General features: G+C 66.0%; 8 protein-coding genes. 5 read left to right on the forward strand and 3 right to left on the reverse strand.

Annotated elements, in window-relative coordinates:
• Positions 1-27: 27 nt before the first annotated feature.
• The 5 genes from ACRVY7_RS20795 to ACRVY7_RS20815 all read left to right on the forward strand — a co-directional run bounded on the left by ACRVY7_RS20795 (position 28) and on the right by ACRVY7_RS20815 (position 9,740).
• The gene (locus tag ACRVY7_RS20795; protein WP_431818481.1) at positions 28-3,393 is read left to right on the forward strand and encodes an arabinosyltransferase domain-containing protein; all 3,366 of its coding nucleotides are present in this window, start codon (positions 28-30) and stop codon (positions 3,391-3,393) included.
• Entirely contained in the window at positions 3,383-6,751 is a 3,369-nt protein-coding gene (locus ACRVY7_RS20800) for an arabinosyltransferase domain-containing protein (protein ID WP_431818482.1), read from the forward strand. Before ACRVY7_RS20795 ends, ACRVY7_RS20800 begins: the two co-directional genes overlap by 11 nt.
• A gap of 172 nt (positions 6,752-6,923) precedes the next feature.
• Positions 6,924-7,700, forward strand: a complete 777-nt coding sequence (locus ACRVY7_RS20805) for a VIT1/CCC1 transporter family protein (RefSeq protein WP_431818483.1) — start codon at positions 6,924-6,926, stop codon at positions 7,698-7,700.
• A 313-nt stretch (positions 7,701-8,013) separates the two neighbouring features.
• Complete coding sequence (locus tag ACRVY7_RS20810; protein ID WP_049700186.1) at positions 8,014-8,454, forward strand: hypothetical protein; 441 nt, start codon at positions 8,014-8,016, stop codon at positions 8,452-8,454.
• A 119-nt stretch (positions 8,455-8,573) separates the two neighbouring features.
• Positions 8,574-9,740 carry a DICT sensory domain-containing protein gene (locus ACRVY7_RS20815; protein ID WP_231894228.1) on the forward strand — a complete coding sequence of 389 codons (1,167 nt, stop codon included), beginning with the start codon at positions 8,574-8,576 and terminating at the stop codon, positions 9,738-9,740.
• Positions 9,741-9,764: 24 nt separating this feature from the next.
• On the opposite strand, the gene ACRVY7_RS20820 is transcribed toward ACRVY7_RS20815, so the two are convergent.
• From ACRVY7_RS20820 to fadD32, 3 genes are all read right to left on the reverse strand, one after another.
• Positions 9,765-11,315, reverse strand: a complete 1,551-nt coding sequence (locus ACRVY7_RS20820) for an acyl-CoA carboxylase subunit beta (RefSeq protein ID WP_049700188.1) — start codon at positions 11,313-11,315, stop codon at positions 9,765-9,767.
• Between the two features lie 68 nt (positions 11,316-11,383).
• Positions 11,384-16,699, reverse strand: a complete 5,316-nt coding sequence (pks13, locus tag ACRVY7_RS20825) for a polyketide synthase Pks13 (protein WP_431818484.1) — start codon at positions 16,697-16,699, stop codon at positions 11,384-11,386.
• 234 nt (positions 16,700-16,933) lie between these two features.
• A complete protein-coding gene (gene fadD32, locus ACRVY7_RS20830) occupies positions 16,934-18,853 on the reverse strand; it encodes a long-chain-fatty-acid--AMP ligase FadD32 (protein WP_431818485.1) in 1,920 nt (639 codons plus the stop codon).
• Positions 18,854-18,945: the final 92 nt, after the last annotated feature.

Below are 18,945 nucleotides of genomic sequence, written 5' to 3' on the forward strand. Positions count from 1 at the left end.
CGACGTAATCGCCTAACATCAGTGACCGTGCCTGCGACAGCCCCGCCAGCCGAGTCCGATGCTTCGCCACCGGCCGACAATTCGACGATCGGCTCACGTCGCACCGTCGGGCTAATCGCCACGGTCTCCGGACTACTCGGTGCCGTGCTGTGCGTGCTGATCGGATTCCTACCCGTACACAGCACCGACGCGTCGTTCTCCTGGCCGCAGGGTCAACAACTCGCGCCGACGACGTCGTCGGTGACCGCCCCGCTGATCGCGCAGACCTCGCAGTCGCTGGACGTCCGCATCCCGTGCCGCGTCCTCGCCGACGTACCGGCGGGCAAGTCGACGCTCATCATGTCGACGATGGCCGTATCCGCACAGGACTCCAAGGCCTCAGCCCTCTACGTGACCGCGGGCGACACCGTGACCGCGACCTTCCGCAACTCCGTCGCGGCGTCGGCGCCGAGAGCCGATCTGGGTCGCTGTAGCGAGTTGCACGTCTGGTCGTCGCCGGACGGACCCGGCGCGCAGTTCGTCGGCCTCGGTGCCGCCACAACCCTCGACCCGGACAAGCGCCCGCAGATCGACGGTGTGTTCAGCGACCTGACGCCCGACCAGGCTCGAGCAGCCGCCGACGCGGGGATGCGGGTCGACATCCGCATCGACAATCGCTACGAGAGCTCGCCGACGACACTCAAGACCGTCCTCATGGTTCTGGCAGTGCTCGCGGTGCTCGTCTCGCTCGTCGCACTCTTCCTGCTCGACCGGATGAGCGACGACGTGCGGCACCGAGCCCGACGCCGCGCCGGGTGGCTGCGCATCCTGCGTCCCCGCGCCACCGATCTGACGGTCACCGCGGTACTGGTGATCTGGTTGTTCCTCGGGGCGGGCAGTCCCGACGACGGGTACATCCTCAACATGGGGCGCACGGCGTCGTCGTTCGGTTATCTCGCCAACTACTACCGCTGGTACGGAATCCCCGAGGCTCCGTTCGACTGGTACTACTCGTTCCTCTCCCACTGGTCGTCGATCTCGCCGTCGATTCTGTGGATGCACATCCCCGCGCTGATCGCGGGACTCGCCTCGTGGTTCGTGCTGAGTCGAATCCTGTTGCCCCGACTGGGTTCTGCTATTCGACGCAGCGGCTGGGCGCAATGGTCGGCAGCACTGGTCTTCACCGCGTTCTGGCTGCCGTTCTGCTCCGGTCTGCGTCCCGAGGGAATCATCGTGTTGGGCTCGCTGCTCACGTGGTGGGCGGCCGAACAGACTCTGGCAACTCGCAAACTGTTCCCGGGAGCCATCGCAGCGGGTCTCGCGGCATTCACTCTTGCCCTCGCGCCACAGGGCATCATCGGCGTCGCGATCCTCATCGCCTCCTCCCGCGCACTGCTGCACGTACTGCTCGTGCGCAGGCGTTCCGACGGTCTGCTCCCCCTGCTCGCACCTACCATCGCCGCCGGACTTCTCGTGTTGGTCGTCGTGTTCCGCGACCAGACGATTGCCACGGTGATCGAGGCGATCCGCGTCCGCTACGTCGTCGGACCCGTCATCGGTTGGTATCAGGAGTATCTGCGCTACTACTTCATCTCGGTCGTCACCGACGACGGAGCGCTCACCCGCCGCGTCCCCGTACTGCTGCTGTTGGCGGGAATGGTCGTCACCGTCGCAGTGATGTTGCGGCGCGGGCGCATTGCCGGTGTCCACGCCGGCCCGACATGGCGACTGATCGGCGCCGTCGGCGTGACCCTGGTGCTGTTTGCCTTCATCCCGACGAAGTGGACGATTCAGTTCGGGGTGTTCGCCGGACTCGCCGCCGCGATCGCAGCGATCGCGACTCTGGCTGTCGCGCAATCTGCCGCACGCTCGGCACGGAATCTGACGGTCTTCGTCTCGGGACTGTTCTTCGCCCTCGCCGCCGCGATGGCCGGTTACAACGCCTGGCCATTCGCCTACGAATACGGCATCTCGTGGTTCGATCGCGCCCCGATCATCGCGGGCAGACCGGTGTCGACGCTGTTCTTGATCCTCGCCGTGATCGCCGCCGGAATCGCGGTGTGGCAGCACCTGCGACTCGACTATGTTGAGAACAAAGGGCTTTCGCATACGACGGACGGCCCCGGCGAGACGCGGGCTGATCGTCGACGACTCTTCCTCGCGTCGTCGCCCATCGCGCTCATCGCCGGGCTCATGGTGATCGCGGAGCTGCTGGTGTTCGCCAAAGGGGCGGTATCGCGCTATCCGGCGACCACCGTGTTCGCCGAGAACGTGAATACGCTGCGCGGCAACAACTGTGGCATGGCCGACGACGTGCTCGTCGAATCCGATCCCAACACCGGCATGCTGCGACCGGCCGACGGACGCACGGCGACGCAGGCACTCTCGGGAGCGACCAGCGGACCGGACGCGGCAGTCGGATTCTCCCCCAACGGAATTCCCGATGATCTCTCCCCGGAGCCCGGCAGTCAGCGGCCAGGCCAGATGAACGTGGCGGCAAGTCCCGCACGACCGTTCTCGATCACGGGCGGATTGGGCGCGGGCACCACGGGTGGCCGCGGACCCGAAACCGTCAACGGTTCGACCGTCGCACTTCCGTACGGACTCGACCCCGCGACGACGCCTGTCCTCGGCAGCTACGGCTACGCGGGCGAAGCCCGTCTGACCACCGACTGGTACGACCTACCCGCCGATCGCGCGAAGACCCCGCTGCTCGTGGTCTCGGCCGCGGGTGCGATCTCGACGGTCGACACCTTCGGGGTCACCAACTTCGGGCAGAAGCTGGTCGTGCAGTTCGGCACCAGGGGACCCGACGGATCGTTCACCCAGATCGGACCCGACATCCTCCCGATCGACCCAGGACCGGTCATCTCCAACCGGCCGTGGCGCAACCTGCGCGTACCCATGAGTGCCGCGCCGCCGAGAGCATCGGCGATGCGAATGTCGCTGCTGGACAACAATCTCGGGCAGTACCAGTCCATCGGCATCACCCCGCCACGAGCGCCGCAACTGCAGACACTCCAGCAGGTCGTGGGATCACAGACTCCCACACTGATCGACTTCATGGTTGCCGCCCACTTCCCGTGCCAGCAACCGATGCGGGTGACCAACGGGGTGGCGGAGATCCCGCGCTGGCGCATCCTGCCCGACTACCCCTTCGCCAACTCACAGTCGAAGACCTGGCAGGCGGGGGTCGACGGTGGCCTGCTCGGCATCTCGGAGACCACGACGGCCGCGCAGGCCGTCCCGACGTACCTCAAGGACGATTGGACGCGGGAATGGGGTGCGTTGGAACGACTTTCGCCACTGACCCCGGACGCACCGTCAGCACAGCTACAGACGTCACAGACCACCCGCTGGGGATGGTCACACGATGGTTCGATCAGGGTGGAGCCGCAGTCCGATGACAACTGATCCGACACCACAGACGCCGACCGAGACCACGGAGCCCGACGAACCGACCACCGGGGCGCCACGAAGTTACCGCCGAGCGCAGATCATCGCTGCCGTCGCGGGCGTGCTCGGTGTCCTTCTCGCGGTTGCCACTCCGCTGCTGCCGGTCACCCAGTCGACAGCGGCCCTGACATGGCCGCAGGGTGAGGGCGTCGGCAACGTCGCCGCACCGCTCGTCTCGTTCGTTCCCGTCGACATGGATCTGCGGGTTCCGTGCTCACTCGCCCGTGATCTGCCCGCGTCGGGTGGCGTCCTGATGTCGACGACGCCCGCGGGCGGTCAGGACGCCAGCGCGCGCGGATTGTTCGTCCGCGCCGACGCGTCGACGATCACCGTCACCGACCGCGACGTCGTGATTCTCTCGACCGAACGCGCAGCCGCTCAGGACAATTCGTCGTGTGCGGTGGTGTTCCACGCCGACGAGCGCGGGGTGAACGCGAAGATCGACGGTACGTCGGCAGGTGCGGGCAGCCTGTTGACGTACTCGACTCCCGACCACGAGATGCGCCCGCAGATCGTCGGGGTCTACACCGACCTCCCCGAGTCGGCGTCGCGCGACGGCCTGTCGATGCACGCCACGATCGACACCAGATACGTGAGTTCGCCGACGCCGCTCAAACTGGCCGCGATCATCGTCGGCATCATCATGACGTTGCTGTCTCTTGTCGCCCTCGGCGTGCTCGACTCGCGAGATGGCAGGGGCCACAGACGATTCCTGCCCGCCGGCTGGTTCACCATCCGCGGCCCCGACCTCGCGGTACTCGCCATACTCGCGTTCTGGTGGTTGGCGGGGGCCAACACGTCCGACGACGGCTACAACTTCATCGTCGGACGCATCACCGGCGATGCCGGCTACGCCGACAACTACTTCCGCTATTTCGGTGTGCCGCAGGACCCCTTCGGCTGGCACTTCCAGGTGATCTCCGCGATGACGCACGTCAGTCTCGCCACACCGTGGATGCGCCTGCCCGCCTTCCTACTCGGACTTCTCGGATGGTGGCTCATCTCCCGCGAGGTGATCCCGCGGCTGGGACGAGCGGTGCGCACCAGCACTCCGGCCGTGTGGTCGGCGGCATTCGTCTATCTCGCACTCTGGTTGCCCTACAACAACGGTCTGCGGCCCGAACCTGCGGAAGCGGTCGGCGCACTCCTGACGTGGTGCTGCGTCGAACGTGCCATCGCCACACGCAGATTGCTGCCGTATGCGGTCGCCGTCGCCGTCGCCGCGTTCACCCTTGCACTCGCTCCCGGTGGTCTCATGGCCGTGGCCGCCCTGCTCGCGGGTGTCCGTCCCATCGTGCGCACCATCGTGACCCGACGTCGGCGCGACGGCCTGCTCCCCATGCTCGCGCCGATCTTCGCGGCCGGAACCCTTGTGCTGTACGAGATCTTCGCCGATCAGCCGCTCGCCCCGCTCATCGCGGGCAACAAGGTGGCCACCGACGTCGGCCCGACGCTCGAGTGGTGGCAGGAGCCGATTCGCTACTACTACCTCATCCTGCCCACCGCCGACGGCACGCTCGCACGCCGCTACGGCGTGCTGATCATGATCCTGTGCCTCGTCGTCGTACTCCTGCGACTGCTGCGTAAGCAGCATCCCAACGGCATTGCGCGCGCACCGATCTGGCGGCTGATCGCGGTCACGCTCGGCACTATGTTCTTCATCGCTTTCACACCCACCAAGTGGACTCATCACTTCGGTGTCTACGCCGGAATCGCAGGCGGACTCGCCGCCGCCGCGGGCGCAATGATGGCGCCGACCATTCTGCGTTCACGCCGCAACCGCGCATTCTTCGCGGCAGCGGTACTCGCGGTCACCGGAATCTCGTTCGCGGGCACCAACGGCTGGTGGTTCGTCGGCAGCTACGGCATCCCATGGTGGGACAGGCAGCCGTCGATCGGCGGCGTGAGCCTCTGGTGGGTATTCCTGATCGCCGCGGTGCTCACTGCGGCGGCAGGTCTGTGGTTCCACCTGCGCGACGACTACACCGACGAACAGACGCGAACCGGACACTCCGATCACTGGTACAGCAAGCTGAAATTCTCTCCGCTGCCGGTCATCTCGATCTTCATGGTGCTGTTCATGGTGGCCTCGTTCGCGAAAGCCGCCTATGTGCAACGTGATTCGTGGTCGTGGCTGAACTCCAACGCCCGCGCACTCACCGGCAACGAGTGCGGCCTCGCCAATGACGTCCTCGTCGAGGCCGACGTCAACACGGGCATGCTCGCACCAGCTGCCGTCGACGGCCGCCCCGCGCCGAGCATCTCCGACGCTCTCGCAGGTGCTGGGCAGGGCTCTGCGGCTGTCGGATTCACCCCGAACGGTGTAGCGAACAAGCTGTCGGTCGACGCGACCGAGGACACGGACTCGTCGGGATCGTCGGGCGCCGTGAGTTCGGCGCCCACCAACTCTGCACCGACGGGCGCGGGTTCCGACGATCGCGACCAGACAACCGACGCCTCGCAGGGCGGCACCGAGGGCGGGCAGGGCGCGCGCGGCGTCAACGGCTCCACTGTGCGACTGCCCTTCGGACTCAACCCGGCAACCACCCCGGTACTCGGCTCCTACGGCGCGCCGTCGGGAACCGGTTCTGTGACAACCGACTGGTACCAGGTACCCCAACGCAGCGCCGACAAGCCGCTGCTCACGATCGCCGTCGCGGGCTCGGTCGACGCCGTCGACGGCGACGGACTGCGCAGCGACGGTCAGGACGTGACCGTCGAATTCGGACGCGTCGGGGCCGGCGGCACCGTGCAGCGTCTGGGCACGATGTCGCCGCTCGACGTCGGAACAGCTCCGACGTGGCGCAACCTCCGATTCCCCCTCGCCGATGCACCGCCACAGGCGACGCTCGCGCGGGTCGTCGTGCGTGACACGTCCGGAGCACCGTCGGAATGGGTCGCGGTCACCCCGCCACGGGTTCCGGCCCTGCGGACGCTCAACGAGGTTGTCGGAACCACAGATCCGGTCTTCATCGACTGGGTGTCGGGACTCGTCTTCCCGTGCCAGCAGCCGATGAAGGTGCGCAACGGCGTGATGCAGGTACCGCGCTGGCGCATCATGCCCGACGCCGAGGCCACCCAGAAGAACAGCCAGACCTGGATGTCGGGGACCGCTGGCGGGCCGCTCGGTATCACCGAGGCCATGCTCATCCCCACCCTGCTCCCCACATACCTGCGCAACAACTGGGGGCGCGACTGGGGCGGCCTGCAGCGGTTCACCGAGGTCGACCCCGCGCCACCGGCACAGCTCGAACTCGGCACCGCACGCCGATCGGGACTCTGGGACCCGGGTCCCATTCGGTCGAGCGGGTACTGACCGGGCGCCGGCGCGGCGTCGTAGAAACACGTGTTTCTGACAGACGCGAGCAAAGCTTCGCGTGCATGTGTCAGAAACACGTGTATTTGCGGGTCGGGTCGGGCCGTCCAGCGTGGTGAGGACATGATCACCTTGCTTGCGCCGACGCTGTGGGCGCGCATCATTGGTGCTCATGAGCGTCGACGATTCTTCGCACGCGGAACCCCCAGAGCACGCGGGCCCCGCGGAGGAGCCAGGGCACAGCCACGGTCACGGCGACGAGCCGCACGCGGGGTCGCTCGCAAACCGGCTGAACTGGTTGCGGGCTGGCGTGCTCGGGGCCAACGACGGCATCGTCTCGACGGCGGGCATCGTCGTCGGCGTTGCCGCCGCGACCACCGATCGTGCCCCGATCTTCACCGCGGGAATCGCGGGGTTGGCCGCAGGAGCGGTGTCGATGGCGCTCGGCGAGTATGTCTCGGTCAGCACCCAACGCGACACCGAACGCGCACTGCTCGACAAAGAGGCCCGCGAACTGGCCGAGCAACCCGAAGCCGAGTTCGACGAGCTGGTGGGCCTCTACGAAGCGAAGGGACTGACACATTCGACGGCATGTCAGGTCGCGCGTGAGTTGACCGAGCATGATGCCTTCGACGCGCACGTCGAAGCCGAACTGGGCATCGATCCGCACGAGCTCACCAATCCCTGGCAGGCGGCAGTCTCGTCGGCGGTGTCGTTCACGACGGGAGCAGTCCTACCCCTGATCGCAATCCTCGCGCCGCCCGCATCGATCCGGATTCCGGTCACATTTGTCGTTGTCCTGATCGCACTGGCGATAACCGGAGCCCTCGGCGCGATCCTCGGCGGCTCGAAACCGTGGAGACCAATGATTCGGGTCGTGATCGGTGGCGCAATCGCGATGGCCGTGACATTCGGCATTGGTCACCTGGTAGGCCATACCGTTACTTGACAGTCACCTACGACTACCTGTGCGGCGCTTGTGAGTGATCCAAAAATGGACTTCTACCAGCAAGTTCAGGCTTACCTTGCTTGCCGATGACTCACCCGAGACACGCACGCGATCCGATTCCGAAGTGGTCACATTTCAATTAACAAAGATTTGGTTCGCATACCGCAAAGATTCTCGTGGCCTACCGTTGAGTATGTAAAGAAACCGCGTGAAACCGCAACAGAAAAGGCTTGTACGTCCAGCGAACCGAATTCTGCTGAACCGCTTCCGCAGTGGACCTCCGACAAGGGTTCACCCTCCCATTGGAGCGACGATGAGCATCCTGGATCACACCTCACACGACCTCTCCCCGCGCGAGCACGGCTACGAGACAAACGACTTCGGCGAGATCGTCGGGTTCGAGCACGCGGAGCTCGAAAAGACCGCTCCTGAGCACTATTTCGATCCGTTCGTCGAACAAGCAGACACCGGCGACTTCCCCTCGCTACGTGCCGACGCCTCTCCGGTTTCGACCTCTGGTACCGACCCAAAGGTGGGTCGCGAGTCCACCACTGGAACCGTGCCCGCCCCCGACAACCACGAGGAACACAGCACCCTCCTCATCGCCGGACTCCTCCCCATCGGCTGTCTGTGGATCGGCATCACCGTCGACAGCCTCTTTGATTCCGTTGCGCTCACCGCCTCCATCGTCGCGGTGTTTGCTACTCTCACGCTCGGAGTGCTCGTCGCATCAGCACTTCACGACAGCGAATAGCGCGGTCCGACCGCGCCGTAGATGTCGGGGCGACATCGACGCTCCGTCAGAGAGCGTGAGGGATGAGCCAAGGTCTGACGAGTACCAGGGGCGGGGACGCAGCGTCGATCTTCCAGGGTATGGAGTTGAGGCTTCAGTTCAGCCCGGTCTTCGAACTGTCGGGCGGGAGCCTGGTCGGGGCAAGTCTCGAGCTCAGCGGCCCGAAGGGCACCAATTTCGACTCCCCGCGCGCTCTGCGTCGAACCGCGACGCTCATGGAACAGCGAACGGTCCTCGATTCGCGGAAGTTCGCATTCGCCGACTCCGCGGCGGCCAGACGCGTCTCCGCGGCTCTTCCGCTCTTCCTCGCCGTCGACATCGACCTCTACGATCCGGAGCGCACCTACTCAGATGGTGAGACCCTTGCGCTGCTGATCGAACCGCGTAGCGTCTTGCGGCGTCCGCAGTCGCGGCTCGCCCAGGTCGCACGGGCACGGCGAGACGGACGACTGATCGCCGTCGAAGGGGTCAGCGCGGATCGTCGAACGGCGACATTGCTCACGCTCGTCGAACCCGACGTCGTGCTACTGCACCCAGACATCCTCGCGCCGATTCCGACACCCGAAACCGCGCACCTTGCACACACGCTCGCCGCACACACCGAACGCACCGGTGCGATCGTCATCGCAACGGGAGTCGACACCGAGGCCGATCGGCGGACCGCTCAGACCCTCGGCGCCCGTTACGGGTTGGGCGCCCTGCACCCGCCGGTGTCGGATGCCGACGACCGTGTGCTCGGCTCGATCTCCGAACTCCCTCCGCTGCCTGCACGCACAACGCCGTCCACCGACGAGAAGACACCGTTCGCCATCGCATCGAAGTCAGGTGCGCCGCGGCTCGCCGACGAACGACTGCTACTCGAGATGAGCAAGGACCTCGAACGGACCGCGACCGAGGCGAGCGTCGCGGTGGTGCTCGGCACCTTCCAGGATCAACACCGCTTCGCACCGTCGACGTCGCAACGGTGGCGTGCACTCTCGGAAAAGGTGGGCCTCGTCGGCGTGTACGGCGAGGGAATCCGGCCCATGAGCGAGGGCAACATCCATTACGCACCACTGAGTTCCGACGACGCTCTCGTGGAGGAATGGAACGTCGCCGTCCTCGGAATGCACTTCGCCGCACTGCTTTCCGCACGCGAAATCCATGGGCGACGCCCCAGCGGTCGTCGCGAGTTCATGTTCGTCCAGAGCTACGATCGGACGATCGTGACGCAGGCGGTGCGAGTGATCTTGTCCCGCTTCACCTGACGCCCTAACTCTCTGCGAGCGAACTCAGATCGGCATCAGCAGATGCTTACGCGGAGTGCGCATCGTCTGCTTGTCACGCAACTGCGCCAACGCTTTTCGAAGCTGCAGCCTCGTCTGGGCGGGCTCGATGACGGCGTCGATGTAGCCACGCTCTGCGGCGAGATACGGCGTGGCCATCATCGTGTTGTAGAAGTCGATAAAGTCGCGTCGCACCTTGTCGGCGTCGTGCGCCGACATGCCCTCGGTCTGCCTACGTGTCAGCACCGCCGCCGCCGACTCTGCGCCCATCACAGCGATTTTCGCCGTCGGCCACGCGAAGTTGAGGTCGGCACCGAGCTGCTTGGAACCCATCACCGCGTACGCGCCGCCGTACGCCTTACGCAGGACGACGGTGACCTTCGGAACGTCGGCTTCGACGTAGGCGAACAAGAACTTGCCCGAGCGTCGAATGGTGCCCTTCTGCTCCTCCACCAGTCCCGGCAGGATTCCCGGGGTGTCGACGAGGAACACGAGCGGGATGCGGAAGGCGTTGCAGATGCGCACGAATCGCGTTGCCTTCTCGGATGAGTCGGTGTCGAGCGTCCCCGCCATCACGCTCGGCTGGTTGGCGACGACGCCGACGCTGTGCCCGTCGACGCGCGCGTAACCGGTGAGGATGTTGGGCGCGAACAATTCGCCGACCTCGTGGAACGCGCCGTCGTCGAAGAGCTTCACGATGATGTCGCGCATGTCGTACGCGGCGTTGTCGCTGTCGGGCATGAAATCGTTGAGCGCCAAATCGGACTCGGTGATCTCGGGCTCGAGGCCCGGATTGATGACCGGCGGCTCTTCGAAGCTGGTCGACGGCATGTACTGCAGGTACTCGCGTACCCACTCGAATGCCTGCTTCTCGTCCGGCGCGATGTGATGGATGTTGCCCCACCGCGCCTGGTTGTGAGCGCTACCGAGGTCTTCAGCCGAAATCTCTTCGCCCGTGGTCTGTTTGATGACGTCGGGGCCGGTGACGAACATGTACGACTTGTCCTCGACCGCGACAAGGATGTCGGTGTTCGCGGGCGTGTACACCGCGCCGCCCGCACACTTTCCGAGGATCACCGACACCTGCGGCGACAGACCGGAGAGCAGATCGTTTCGTCGACCCATCTCGGCGTACCAAGCCAGTGAGGTCACGGCGTCCTGGATGCGCGCACCTGCCGAATCGTTGATGCCGACCATCGGGCAGCCGATCTTGCCTGCCCACTCCATGAGCGCAGAAACCTTGCGGCCGAACATCTCTCCGACGGTGCCGCCGAAGACGGTCTGGTCATGGCTGAAGGCTGCGACAGGGCGGCCGTGCACCAGTCCGTGACCGGTCACGACGCCGTCGCCGTAGCCCGTGTGTGCCGCCCCGGGCATCTTGGCGAGCGCACCGATCTCGACGAAGGTCCCGGGATCGAACAGCATGTCGAGACGCTCACGCGGAGAACAGATTCCCTTACGCTCACGCTTCTCGATCGCCTTCTCGCCACCGGGTTCACGCGCCTGCTCCAACCGGACGCGTAGATCGGCGAGTTTGGCTGCGGTCGTGTCGGTCACGTAATTCTTCTTCCTCGGTGTCAAGTGCTGCGCGCCGGTTCGCTTCGCGTTCCGTCGCGATGTCGGTGCTAGTTGGTCGCCTTCGCCTCCACGGCGGCCAGACGCTTCGTCAGGTCGGCGCCGATCTTGGCGATGTACGGCTCGTCGACGATCGACAGGTGATCGCCGCCGATATGGATGATCTCCAGGTCGTCGACGACCTCGCCCCACCGACCGTCCTCGTCGATCTCCGCCCACTGGGGCTCGAGTTCGATTGCGCCGTCGTGCATCTTGTCGGCGCGGTAGAGGATCACCTTGCCGCTGTAGGGCTGCGGCGCGATGTTGGTCAAGGCTCGGTTGTCGACGAACGACGTCCGCTGGTGCTCGATGATGCCGCCGGGGATCTTGGTGCCCGACATCGAGACCATCTCCATGATGATCGCGAACTGGCCCTCGTCGTCGGCGTCGACGAGCCGATCCATCGGAATCGGGACGTCGGGGTCGAGATCGTAGTTGCGGATCGCGAAGTCTTTCCAGCGTTCGAGCCGTGCCCGCTTGTTCTCGGGGGTGTCGGGCACATCGTGGCGCGGTCGGACCACGTCGATCAGTCCGACGAACGCGACTTCTTCGCCCTCGTCACGCAAGACCTTGGCGCAGCCGTACGCGAGCGCGCCGCCGAGCGACCACCCGATCAGCACATACGGGCCGTGCGGTTGGACCTCACGCAACCGAGGCAGGTACTGCGCGACCCGCTCCTCGATGGTGCCCTCGACGCGGTCGAAACCGATCACCGGCTGATCTTCGGGAAGCCGCTTGAGCAGTGCCTCGTACGCCGACGTGTTACCGCCCGCGGGGTGGAATAGCAAGGCGGGCACCGGATCTCCCGCGGTGGGGTCGTACGAATTCTTACCGCTCGGCACCAGGCGCAGGTAGCGGATGAAGCCGTCGGTGTCGGCCGCGGCGTCGAGGAACTTGCGGACGTAGTCCGACATCTCCTCGATCGTCTCCGAATCGAGAATGTCCTCGACGTCGATGTCTCCACCGGTGCGCTCGTTGAGCTTGTCGGTCAGCTTCTGTGCGACGTCCTCTTCGAGCACGGGCAGCTTGTTGAAGATGCCCCCGGCCGACTTGCCCGTGATGACCGCGTACACACCGAACGTCAAGCGCTCCGCGGCATCTCGCGGCGGAACGTCGGAACCCGCCGCCTCTGCGACGGCCTGCTGGCTGGTGAGGTCCGGCGCAGGAGCCGCGGCCTCAGTGGCCTTGGCCGGCGCGGCGGTCTCCACCCGCTGATCGGCAGTCTCCCGCTGATCGAGCTCTTCTCGCTGATCGAGCTTGTCGAGATCATCCTTCGCGAGTTGCTCGTCGATGTAGGAGTTGAGCGCTGCGGTGTCGAGCTCGCCTTCGCCTGCGGCCTTGCCTGCGAGGTCGTCGAGCTGGTCGCGGTGGGTGACCGCGAACGCCACGAACTTCTCGACGTCGGACAGGTTCGCTTGGCGCATCGCCTGCAGTTGCAGTTGCGGAATATCGAATTCGTACTCGACACGGTTCTTGATGCGCACCGCCATGAGCGAGTCGAGTCCGAGTTCGATCAGCGGGATCTCGCGCGGTAGATCCTCGGGGTCGTAGCCCATCGACTCACCGACGATGATCGCGAGTCGATCACCAACGGACTCACCCGATTCCGGGTCCCACTTGTTGCCGATGTCGTCGACGACCTCGTCCTCGACCGTCAGCGACGTGTCGGTGTAGCCGACCTTCGCCGGGTCGATGGCACCGTCTGCGCGCTCGGCAGCGCCGTCGGCAGGTTCCGCGCTGCCGCCGCCAGCTTCTGTGGTGCCCGTGACGACCGCCTCGAACAGGAGGTGGAAGTTCTTGTCCCGCTTGGTGTGCACCGTCACCGACGCACCGCCCGGATGCGGACTCAGTGTGGTGGTCAACGAGCCGGTCTTCGGGAACTCGCCGTGGGTAGCTGCAGCGCCGACGCGCGCGTCGTCGAATACCTCTGCGGCCGCGGCACGAACCAACTCACGCGGATCGGTCACCGCAGCAGCATTGACCTCCCACGCGTGGCGGCCATCGGGAAGCGCGACGTGCGAACCGGGAATCCGCCCTGCCGTACCACCACTGGAGATCTGCGCGGTGAGCCAGAAGGGCTTGCGGTCGAAGCGGGTTCGCGGGATGTCGGCGTAATCGCCTGTGCCGAAAAGCGATCCGACGTCGACGGGATGACCGTGGACGTACAGCTTCATCAGTGCGTTGACGACACCGAAGCTCTCGTCCTCCTTGCGCCGCAGCGTCTCGATCAGCTCGGCGTCGTGCAAGCCTGCCGAGAAGGTCACTGCCGCAACGGAGATCAGCACCGCCGGGTTCGGCGAGAGCTCGAGGAAGGTCCGGTGCCCGTTCTCCACCGACTTCGAGATCGCCTGGCTGAACCACACGCTGTGGCGCAGGCCCTTGAGGAAGTAGTCGATGGTGTGCACGGGCTCGTGTCCGGCACGGTAGAAGGCCTCGCGATCGACCGAACTGTAGAAGCCTGTTTCGAGGCGCTTCGGCTCGATTCCGGTGAGCTCGTAAGACAATTCGCCGAGCAGCGGGTCCATCTGCGACGTGTGGCTCGCGCCCTTGGTCTGCAGTTTGCGACCCAACTTGCCCTCGGCCTCTGCGCGCGCGACGATCGCGTCGACCTGGGGCTCGGGTCCACCGATGACGGTGTGCGTCGGTGCCGCGTAGACGCAGATCTCGAGGTCGGGGAAGTCGACGAGTACGTCGTTGATGTCGTCCGCGCTGTACTCGACGAGCGCCATCAGGCGGATGTCGTCGCCGCTGAGCGTCGCCTCGCCCTCGCCCATGAGCCGCGAGCGCTGGCAGATGACGCGCGTGGCGTCTTCGAGCGAGAGCCCCCCACTGATGTACGCGGCCGACGCCTCGCCCATCGAATGCGGCACCAGCACACCGGGTTCGGCGCCGTGGTGACGCAGGAGGTCGGCAAGGGCAACCTGGATCGTGTAGATACCGACCTGGGCGGTCTCGATGCCGTAGGTCTGCTCGTCGTCGACGAACATCTCCGCGATGGAGTATCCGAGTTCGTTCTGCACGTACTCGTCGACGCGGTCGACGTACTTCTTGAAGATCGGATTCTCGAGGTAGAGCTGCTTGGCCATCTTGCGATGCTGCGAGCCGAAGCCCGAGAGCAGCCAGACCGCCGTTGCGGCGTCGGGCGAATCAGCCGAGTACACAAGAGGATTGGCTTTGCCCTCCGCGACGGCGCGCACACCCTTGACTGCGTCTTCGTGAGTGCGGGCCATGACGACCGACCGCGAACGACCGTGGTTACGGTGCGCGAGCGCGCGTCCGATATCGGCGAGGGGCGTCGACGCACCCTCGTCGGATTCGAGCCACTCGAGCAGGTCGGCGGCAGCCTTACGACGCCGCGACGGCAGGAATCCCGAAAGCACCAGCGGCACAACCGATCCCTCGACGGCGCACGGGGCAAAGCCGTCGGCGGGGTCGGCTTCGACGACCTCCGCAGGCGCGTCGTCCTTCTTCGCCTGCGCGGCCAGGACGGCACGCTCGGCGTCGGTGAGGAAGTCCTCGTCGTCATCGTCGGTGGTTTCGACAAGCTCAACCAGCGAGGAGGACTCAGCGTCTCCGGTGGTCGAGGTGTCTTCGCTGGTCGAGCTTGTCGAGACCACGCCCGACAGATCACTCGGCAGCGCCTCACGCACGACGACGTGCGCGTTGGTGCCGCCGAAGCCGAAGCCCGACACACCCGCGACGGCGTGGCCCGAGTAGCGCGGCCAATCCGTCGGCTCCTCGACCACCTTGAGGTGCCCGGCGTCGAACTGGATGTAGGGGTTGGGGCCGGAGTAATTGAGCGATGCCGGCAGCTTGTTGTGCTGCATCGCGAGAACCACCTTGGCGAGCGCACCTGCGCCCGCGGCGGACTCCATATGCCCGAAGTTCGTCTTGGCGGAACCGAGGAGTGCAGGCGCATCGGCCTGTCGACCGCGCCCGACGACGCGCCCGAGGGCGTCGGCTTCGATGGGATCGCCGAGCACCGTGCCGGTTCCGTGCGCTTCGATGTAGTCGACGCCGCGCGGATCGACAGCGGCGTCGGTGTACGCCGAGCGCAGCACCTCGACCTGGGCCTCGGGATTCGGTGCCGGCAGGCCGTTGGAGCGGCCGTCGGAGTTGACCGCCGAACCCGCGACAACCGCGAGCACGGTGTCGCCGTCGCGTCGGGCGTCGGCGATGCGCTTGAGTACGAACAGTCCGCCACCCTCGGCGCGGATCATGCCGTCGGCGTCGGCCGAGAACGCCTTGATGTGGCCGTCCTTGGCCTGCGCGCCGATGCTGTCGAAGCCGAGCGTCGCCGCGGGCGTGATGATCATGTTGACGCCACCGGCGAGCGCGACGTCGGATTCACCCGAGCGCAGGCTGCGTACGGCCTGATGCACGGCGACCAACGACGACGAGCACGCGGTGTCCATCGCGACCGACGGACCGTGGAAGTCGAAGAAGTAGGAGACGCGGTTGGCGACGATCGACGTCGACGTTCCGGTCAGCGCGTAGGCGGCGGTGTCGTGAGCGCCGTCGTCGAGGCCCATGGCCGCGAGAAGCTGGTAGTCGTTGGTCGACGTGCCGATGAAGACACCGACCGGCGCGCCCTTGAGGTCGCTGGCCGGAATGTGGGCGTCTTCGAGTGCCTCCCATGCCAGTTCGAGTGCGAGGCGCTGCTGCGGGTCGACCATCTCGACCTCGCGCGGACTCATCTGGAAGAAGTCCGCGTCGAAGCTCTTGACGTCGTCGAGGTAGCCGCCCTTGACGTTGGACTCGTCGATCACCTTCGCGAGGCGTGGGTCGGATTTGAACTCGGCCCAGCGGTCGTCGGGAAGGTCGGAGATGCCGTCGCGGCCGGAGATCAGGGCTTCCCAGGTGGAGTCCGGGGTCTGCCCGGCCTTGGGGAAGCGTGTCGAGAGGCCGACGATCGCGATGTCGTCGTCGGCGTTGCGCTCGCGAATCCAGAAGGTCTCGGCGTCGAGGTCGAGGCCCTCGTCGGGGTCGCCTTCGATGATGCGCTTGGCGAGCATCGCGATGGTGGGGTGGTTGTAGGCGACCGTCGCGGTCAGTACGACGCCGGTCTTGTCCTCGATGTCGGCGGCAAGGGCCACCGCATCGCGCGACGACAGGCCGAACTCCTCCATCGGACGGTCGTCGGAGATCTGCTCTGCGGAGATTCCGGTCGACGTCGCGACCCACTCCCGCAGCCAGTCGCGCAGTTCCGAGACGGTCAGCCCACCGGCGGTCTCGCCGTCGGTGCTCTCGCTGTTGACGCTGTCGGTGTCGGGGCTGTCGGCGTCGGCCGCAGGCTCGATGTTCGGCTCGTTGTTCAGTTCAGACATCGGTCACCAGACTACTTGGCGGCGCAGCCAGGGCTGCGCGGGTTGTGGGCAGATGTGGTCTCGACAAGCTCGACCAGCGGGGCGGGGGCTCGACCGGCGAGTGGTCTCGACAAGCTCGACCAGCGGGCGGGGGCTCGACCGGCGAGTGGTCTCGACAGGCTCGACCAGCGGTGGCCGCTCGACCAGCGAGTGGTCTCGACAGGCTCGACCAGCGGTGGGCGCCGTGGGGCCCAATCACACCGAATCGGGAAACGCATCCTGCTTGTATCCGCCGCGGAGTCGGCCGTCGACATATGCGGTCTTGGTGGCGCGGCGGGCGATCTTGCCGCTGCTGGTGCGAGGGATCGAGCCGGCGGGCACGAGCAGTACGTCGCGGGCCATGACGCCGTGGCGCTGAGCCACTGCGGCGCGGACGGTGTCGGCGATCTCCTGCGGATCGGTCTTCTTGCCCGGTCCGCGCTCGGCCACGATCACCAACTGCTCCGACGCGTCGTCGGCGTCGAATTTCAGTCCGCTGGCGGCGTTCTCGAAGACGACGCTCGGCAGTTGGTTGGCGGGAACGGCGAAGGCGGCGACAAAGCCGGGGCGCAGCGCGGTGCTGGCCTCCTGCGCGCTGTACTCGAGGTCCTGCGGGTAGTGATTGCGGCCGTCGACGATCACGAGGTCTTTGACGCGACCGGTGATGTAGAGCTCGCCGTCGAGCCAGACGCCGTAGTCGCCGGTGCGCATCCACTGTGCGTCTGCGGGCGCGCCGTCGGTGTGGCTGCCCTGTTCGAGCGGCGTGTCGACGGTGTTGTGGAACGTCGCCTCGCTCTCGTCAGCCTTGTTCCAGTAGCCGGCTCCGATGTTGAGGCCGTGCAGCCAGATCTCGCCGACCTCGCCGTCGGCTTTCTCGACGGCCTTTCCGGTCTCGTCGTATTCAGCGGCGTCGACGATCGTGGCCCACTGGCTCAGCGCGACCTGTCCACACGAGACCTGTGCGACCGCGTTGGGTGCGTGCTGGTCGACGACCTTCATGTGTCCGGCGTTGAGTTCGTCGCGGTCGACGTAGACGATCTTGGCCTCGTTGTTGCGCTGTGTCGCGGAGACGAACAGCGTGGCCTCGGCCATGCCGTAGCAGGGCTTGATCGCGGTCTTGGGCAGGCCGTACGGACCGAATGCGTCGTTGAACTTCTTCATCGAGCTGACGGTGACGGGCTCGGAGCCGTTGATCAGTCCGATGACGTTCGACAGGTCGAGGTGCTCGCCGTCCTTGGGCAGACCGCGTGCCGCGGCGTGCTCGTAGGCGAAGTTCGGGGCTGCCGCATATGTCTCGGCGCCGTCGCTTGCCGCTGCGAGTTCCTTGATCCAGCGGCCCGGCCTGCGGACGAATGCCTGCGGGCTCATGATCGTGATGTAGCGGCCGCCGAGCGCCGGAAGGATCACCGTGAGCAGGCCCATGTCGTGGAACATCGGCAGCCAGGTGACGCCGCGCGCGTTGCGGTCGATCTCGATGCAGTCGTAGATCTGCAGGCAGTTGGCCGCGACAGCCTCGTAGGTGATCTCGACGCCTGCGGGCACGCGGGTGGAGCCCGACGTGTACTGCAGGTACGCGACCGTGTCGCGGTTGTGGTCCTTACCCGCGACCGGTGCGACCCAGCTCGATCCGACGGAGTCGGGGACTGCGTCGACGGCGATCACGCGGGGACGTTCCTTGGCGGGCACGCCGGCGAAGAAGTCGCGTACGGCCTCTGCCGACTTGGTCGAGGTGAGGATTGCCGTCGGCTTGCAGTCGGCGAGCACCGCGGTCAGGCGATCGGTGTGGCCCGGCTCGTCGGGGCTGAAGAGCGGAACGGCGATGTTGCTCGCATAGAGCGCCGCGAAGAAACCGATCACGTACTCCAGCGACTGCGGAGCAAGAATCGCGACTCGGTCACCGGGCTTGGTGACCTGCTGCAGCCGTGCGGCGACCGCGCGCAGTCGCTTGCCGAACTGCGCCCAGGTGAGGTCTTGCGCCTCGCCGTCGCGTTCGCGGCTGTAGTCGATGAAGCGGTACGCCAGCGTGTCAGCCTGATCGCGCACGTTCCGTTCGACATAGTCGACCAGCGTCGCGTCCTCGTTGAAATGCAGGTTGCCGCTCTCATCGAGGAACTGCTCAAATTCTGTGTTCAGCATCCATTACTCCTGTGGCCCCCTTGTGGGACGCCACGTCCGTGCGCCTCGTCGGCGCGATGTCGTGGCACTCCCCGCAGGTACCACGTCTTTTG

Origin of the sequence: Gordonia jacobaea (genome assembly GCF_965344965.1) — a bacterium.
Lineage (GTDB): Bacteria > Actinomycetota > Actinomycetes > Mycobacteriales > Mycobacteriaceae > Gordonia > Gordonia jacobaea.

What these genes read in the sequence shown, in the direction of transcription:
- ACRVY7_RS20800 (WP_431818482.1), top strand. Translation starts at nt 3,383, where the DNA reads ATGACAACTGATCCGACACCACAGACGCCGACCGAGACCACGGAGCCC.
- ACRVY7_RS20805 (WP_431818483.1), top strand. Translation starts at nt 6,924, where the DNA reads ATGAGCGTCGACGATTCTTCGCACGCGGAACCCCCAGAGCACGCGGGC.
- ACRVY7_RS20810 (WP_049700186.1), top strand. Translation starts at nt 8,014, where the DNA reads ATGAGCATCCTGGATCACACCTCACACGACCTCTCCCCGCGCGAGCAC.
- ACRVY7_RS20815 (WP_231894228.1), top strand. Translation starts at nt 8,574, where the DNA reads ATGGAGTTGAGGCTTCAGTTCAGCCCGGTCTTCGAACTGTCGGGCGGG.
- pks13 (WP_431818484.1), bottom strand. Translation starts at nt 16,699, where the DNA reads ATGTCTGAACTGAACAACGAGCCGAACATCGAGCCTGCGGCCGACGCC.
- fadD32 (WP_431818485.1), bottom strand. Translation starts at nt 18,853, where the DNA reads ATGCTGAACACAGAATTTGAGCAGTTCCTCGATGAGAGCGGCAACCTG.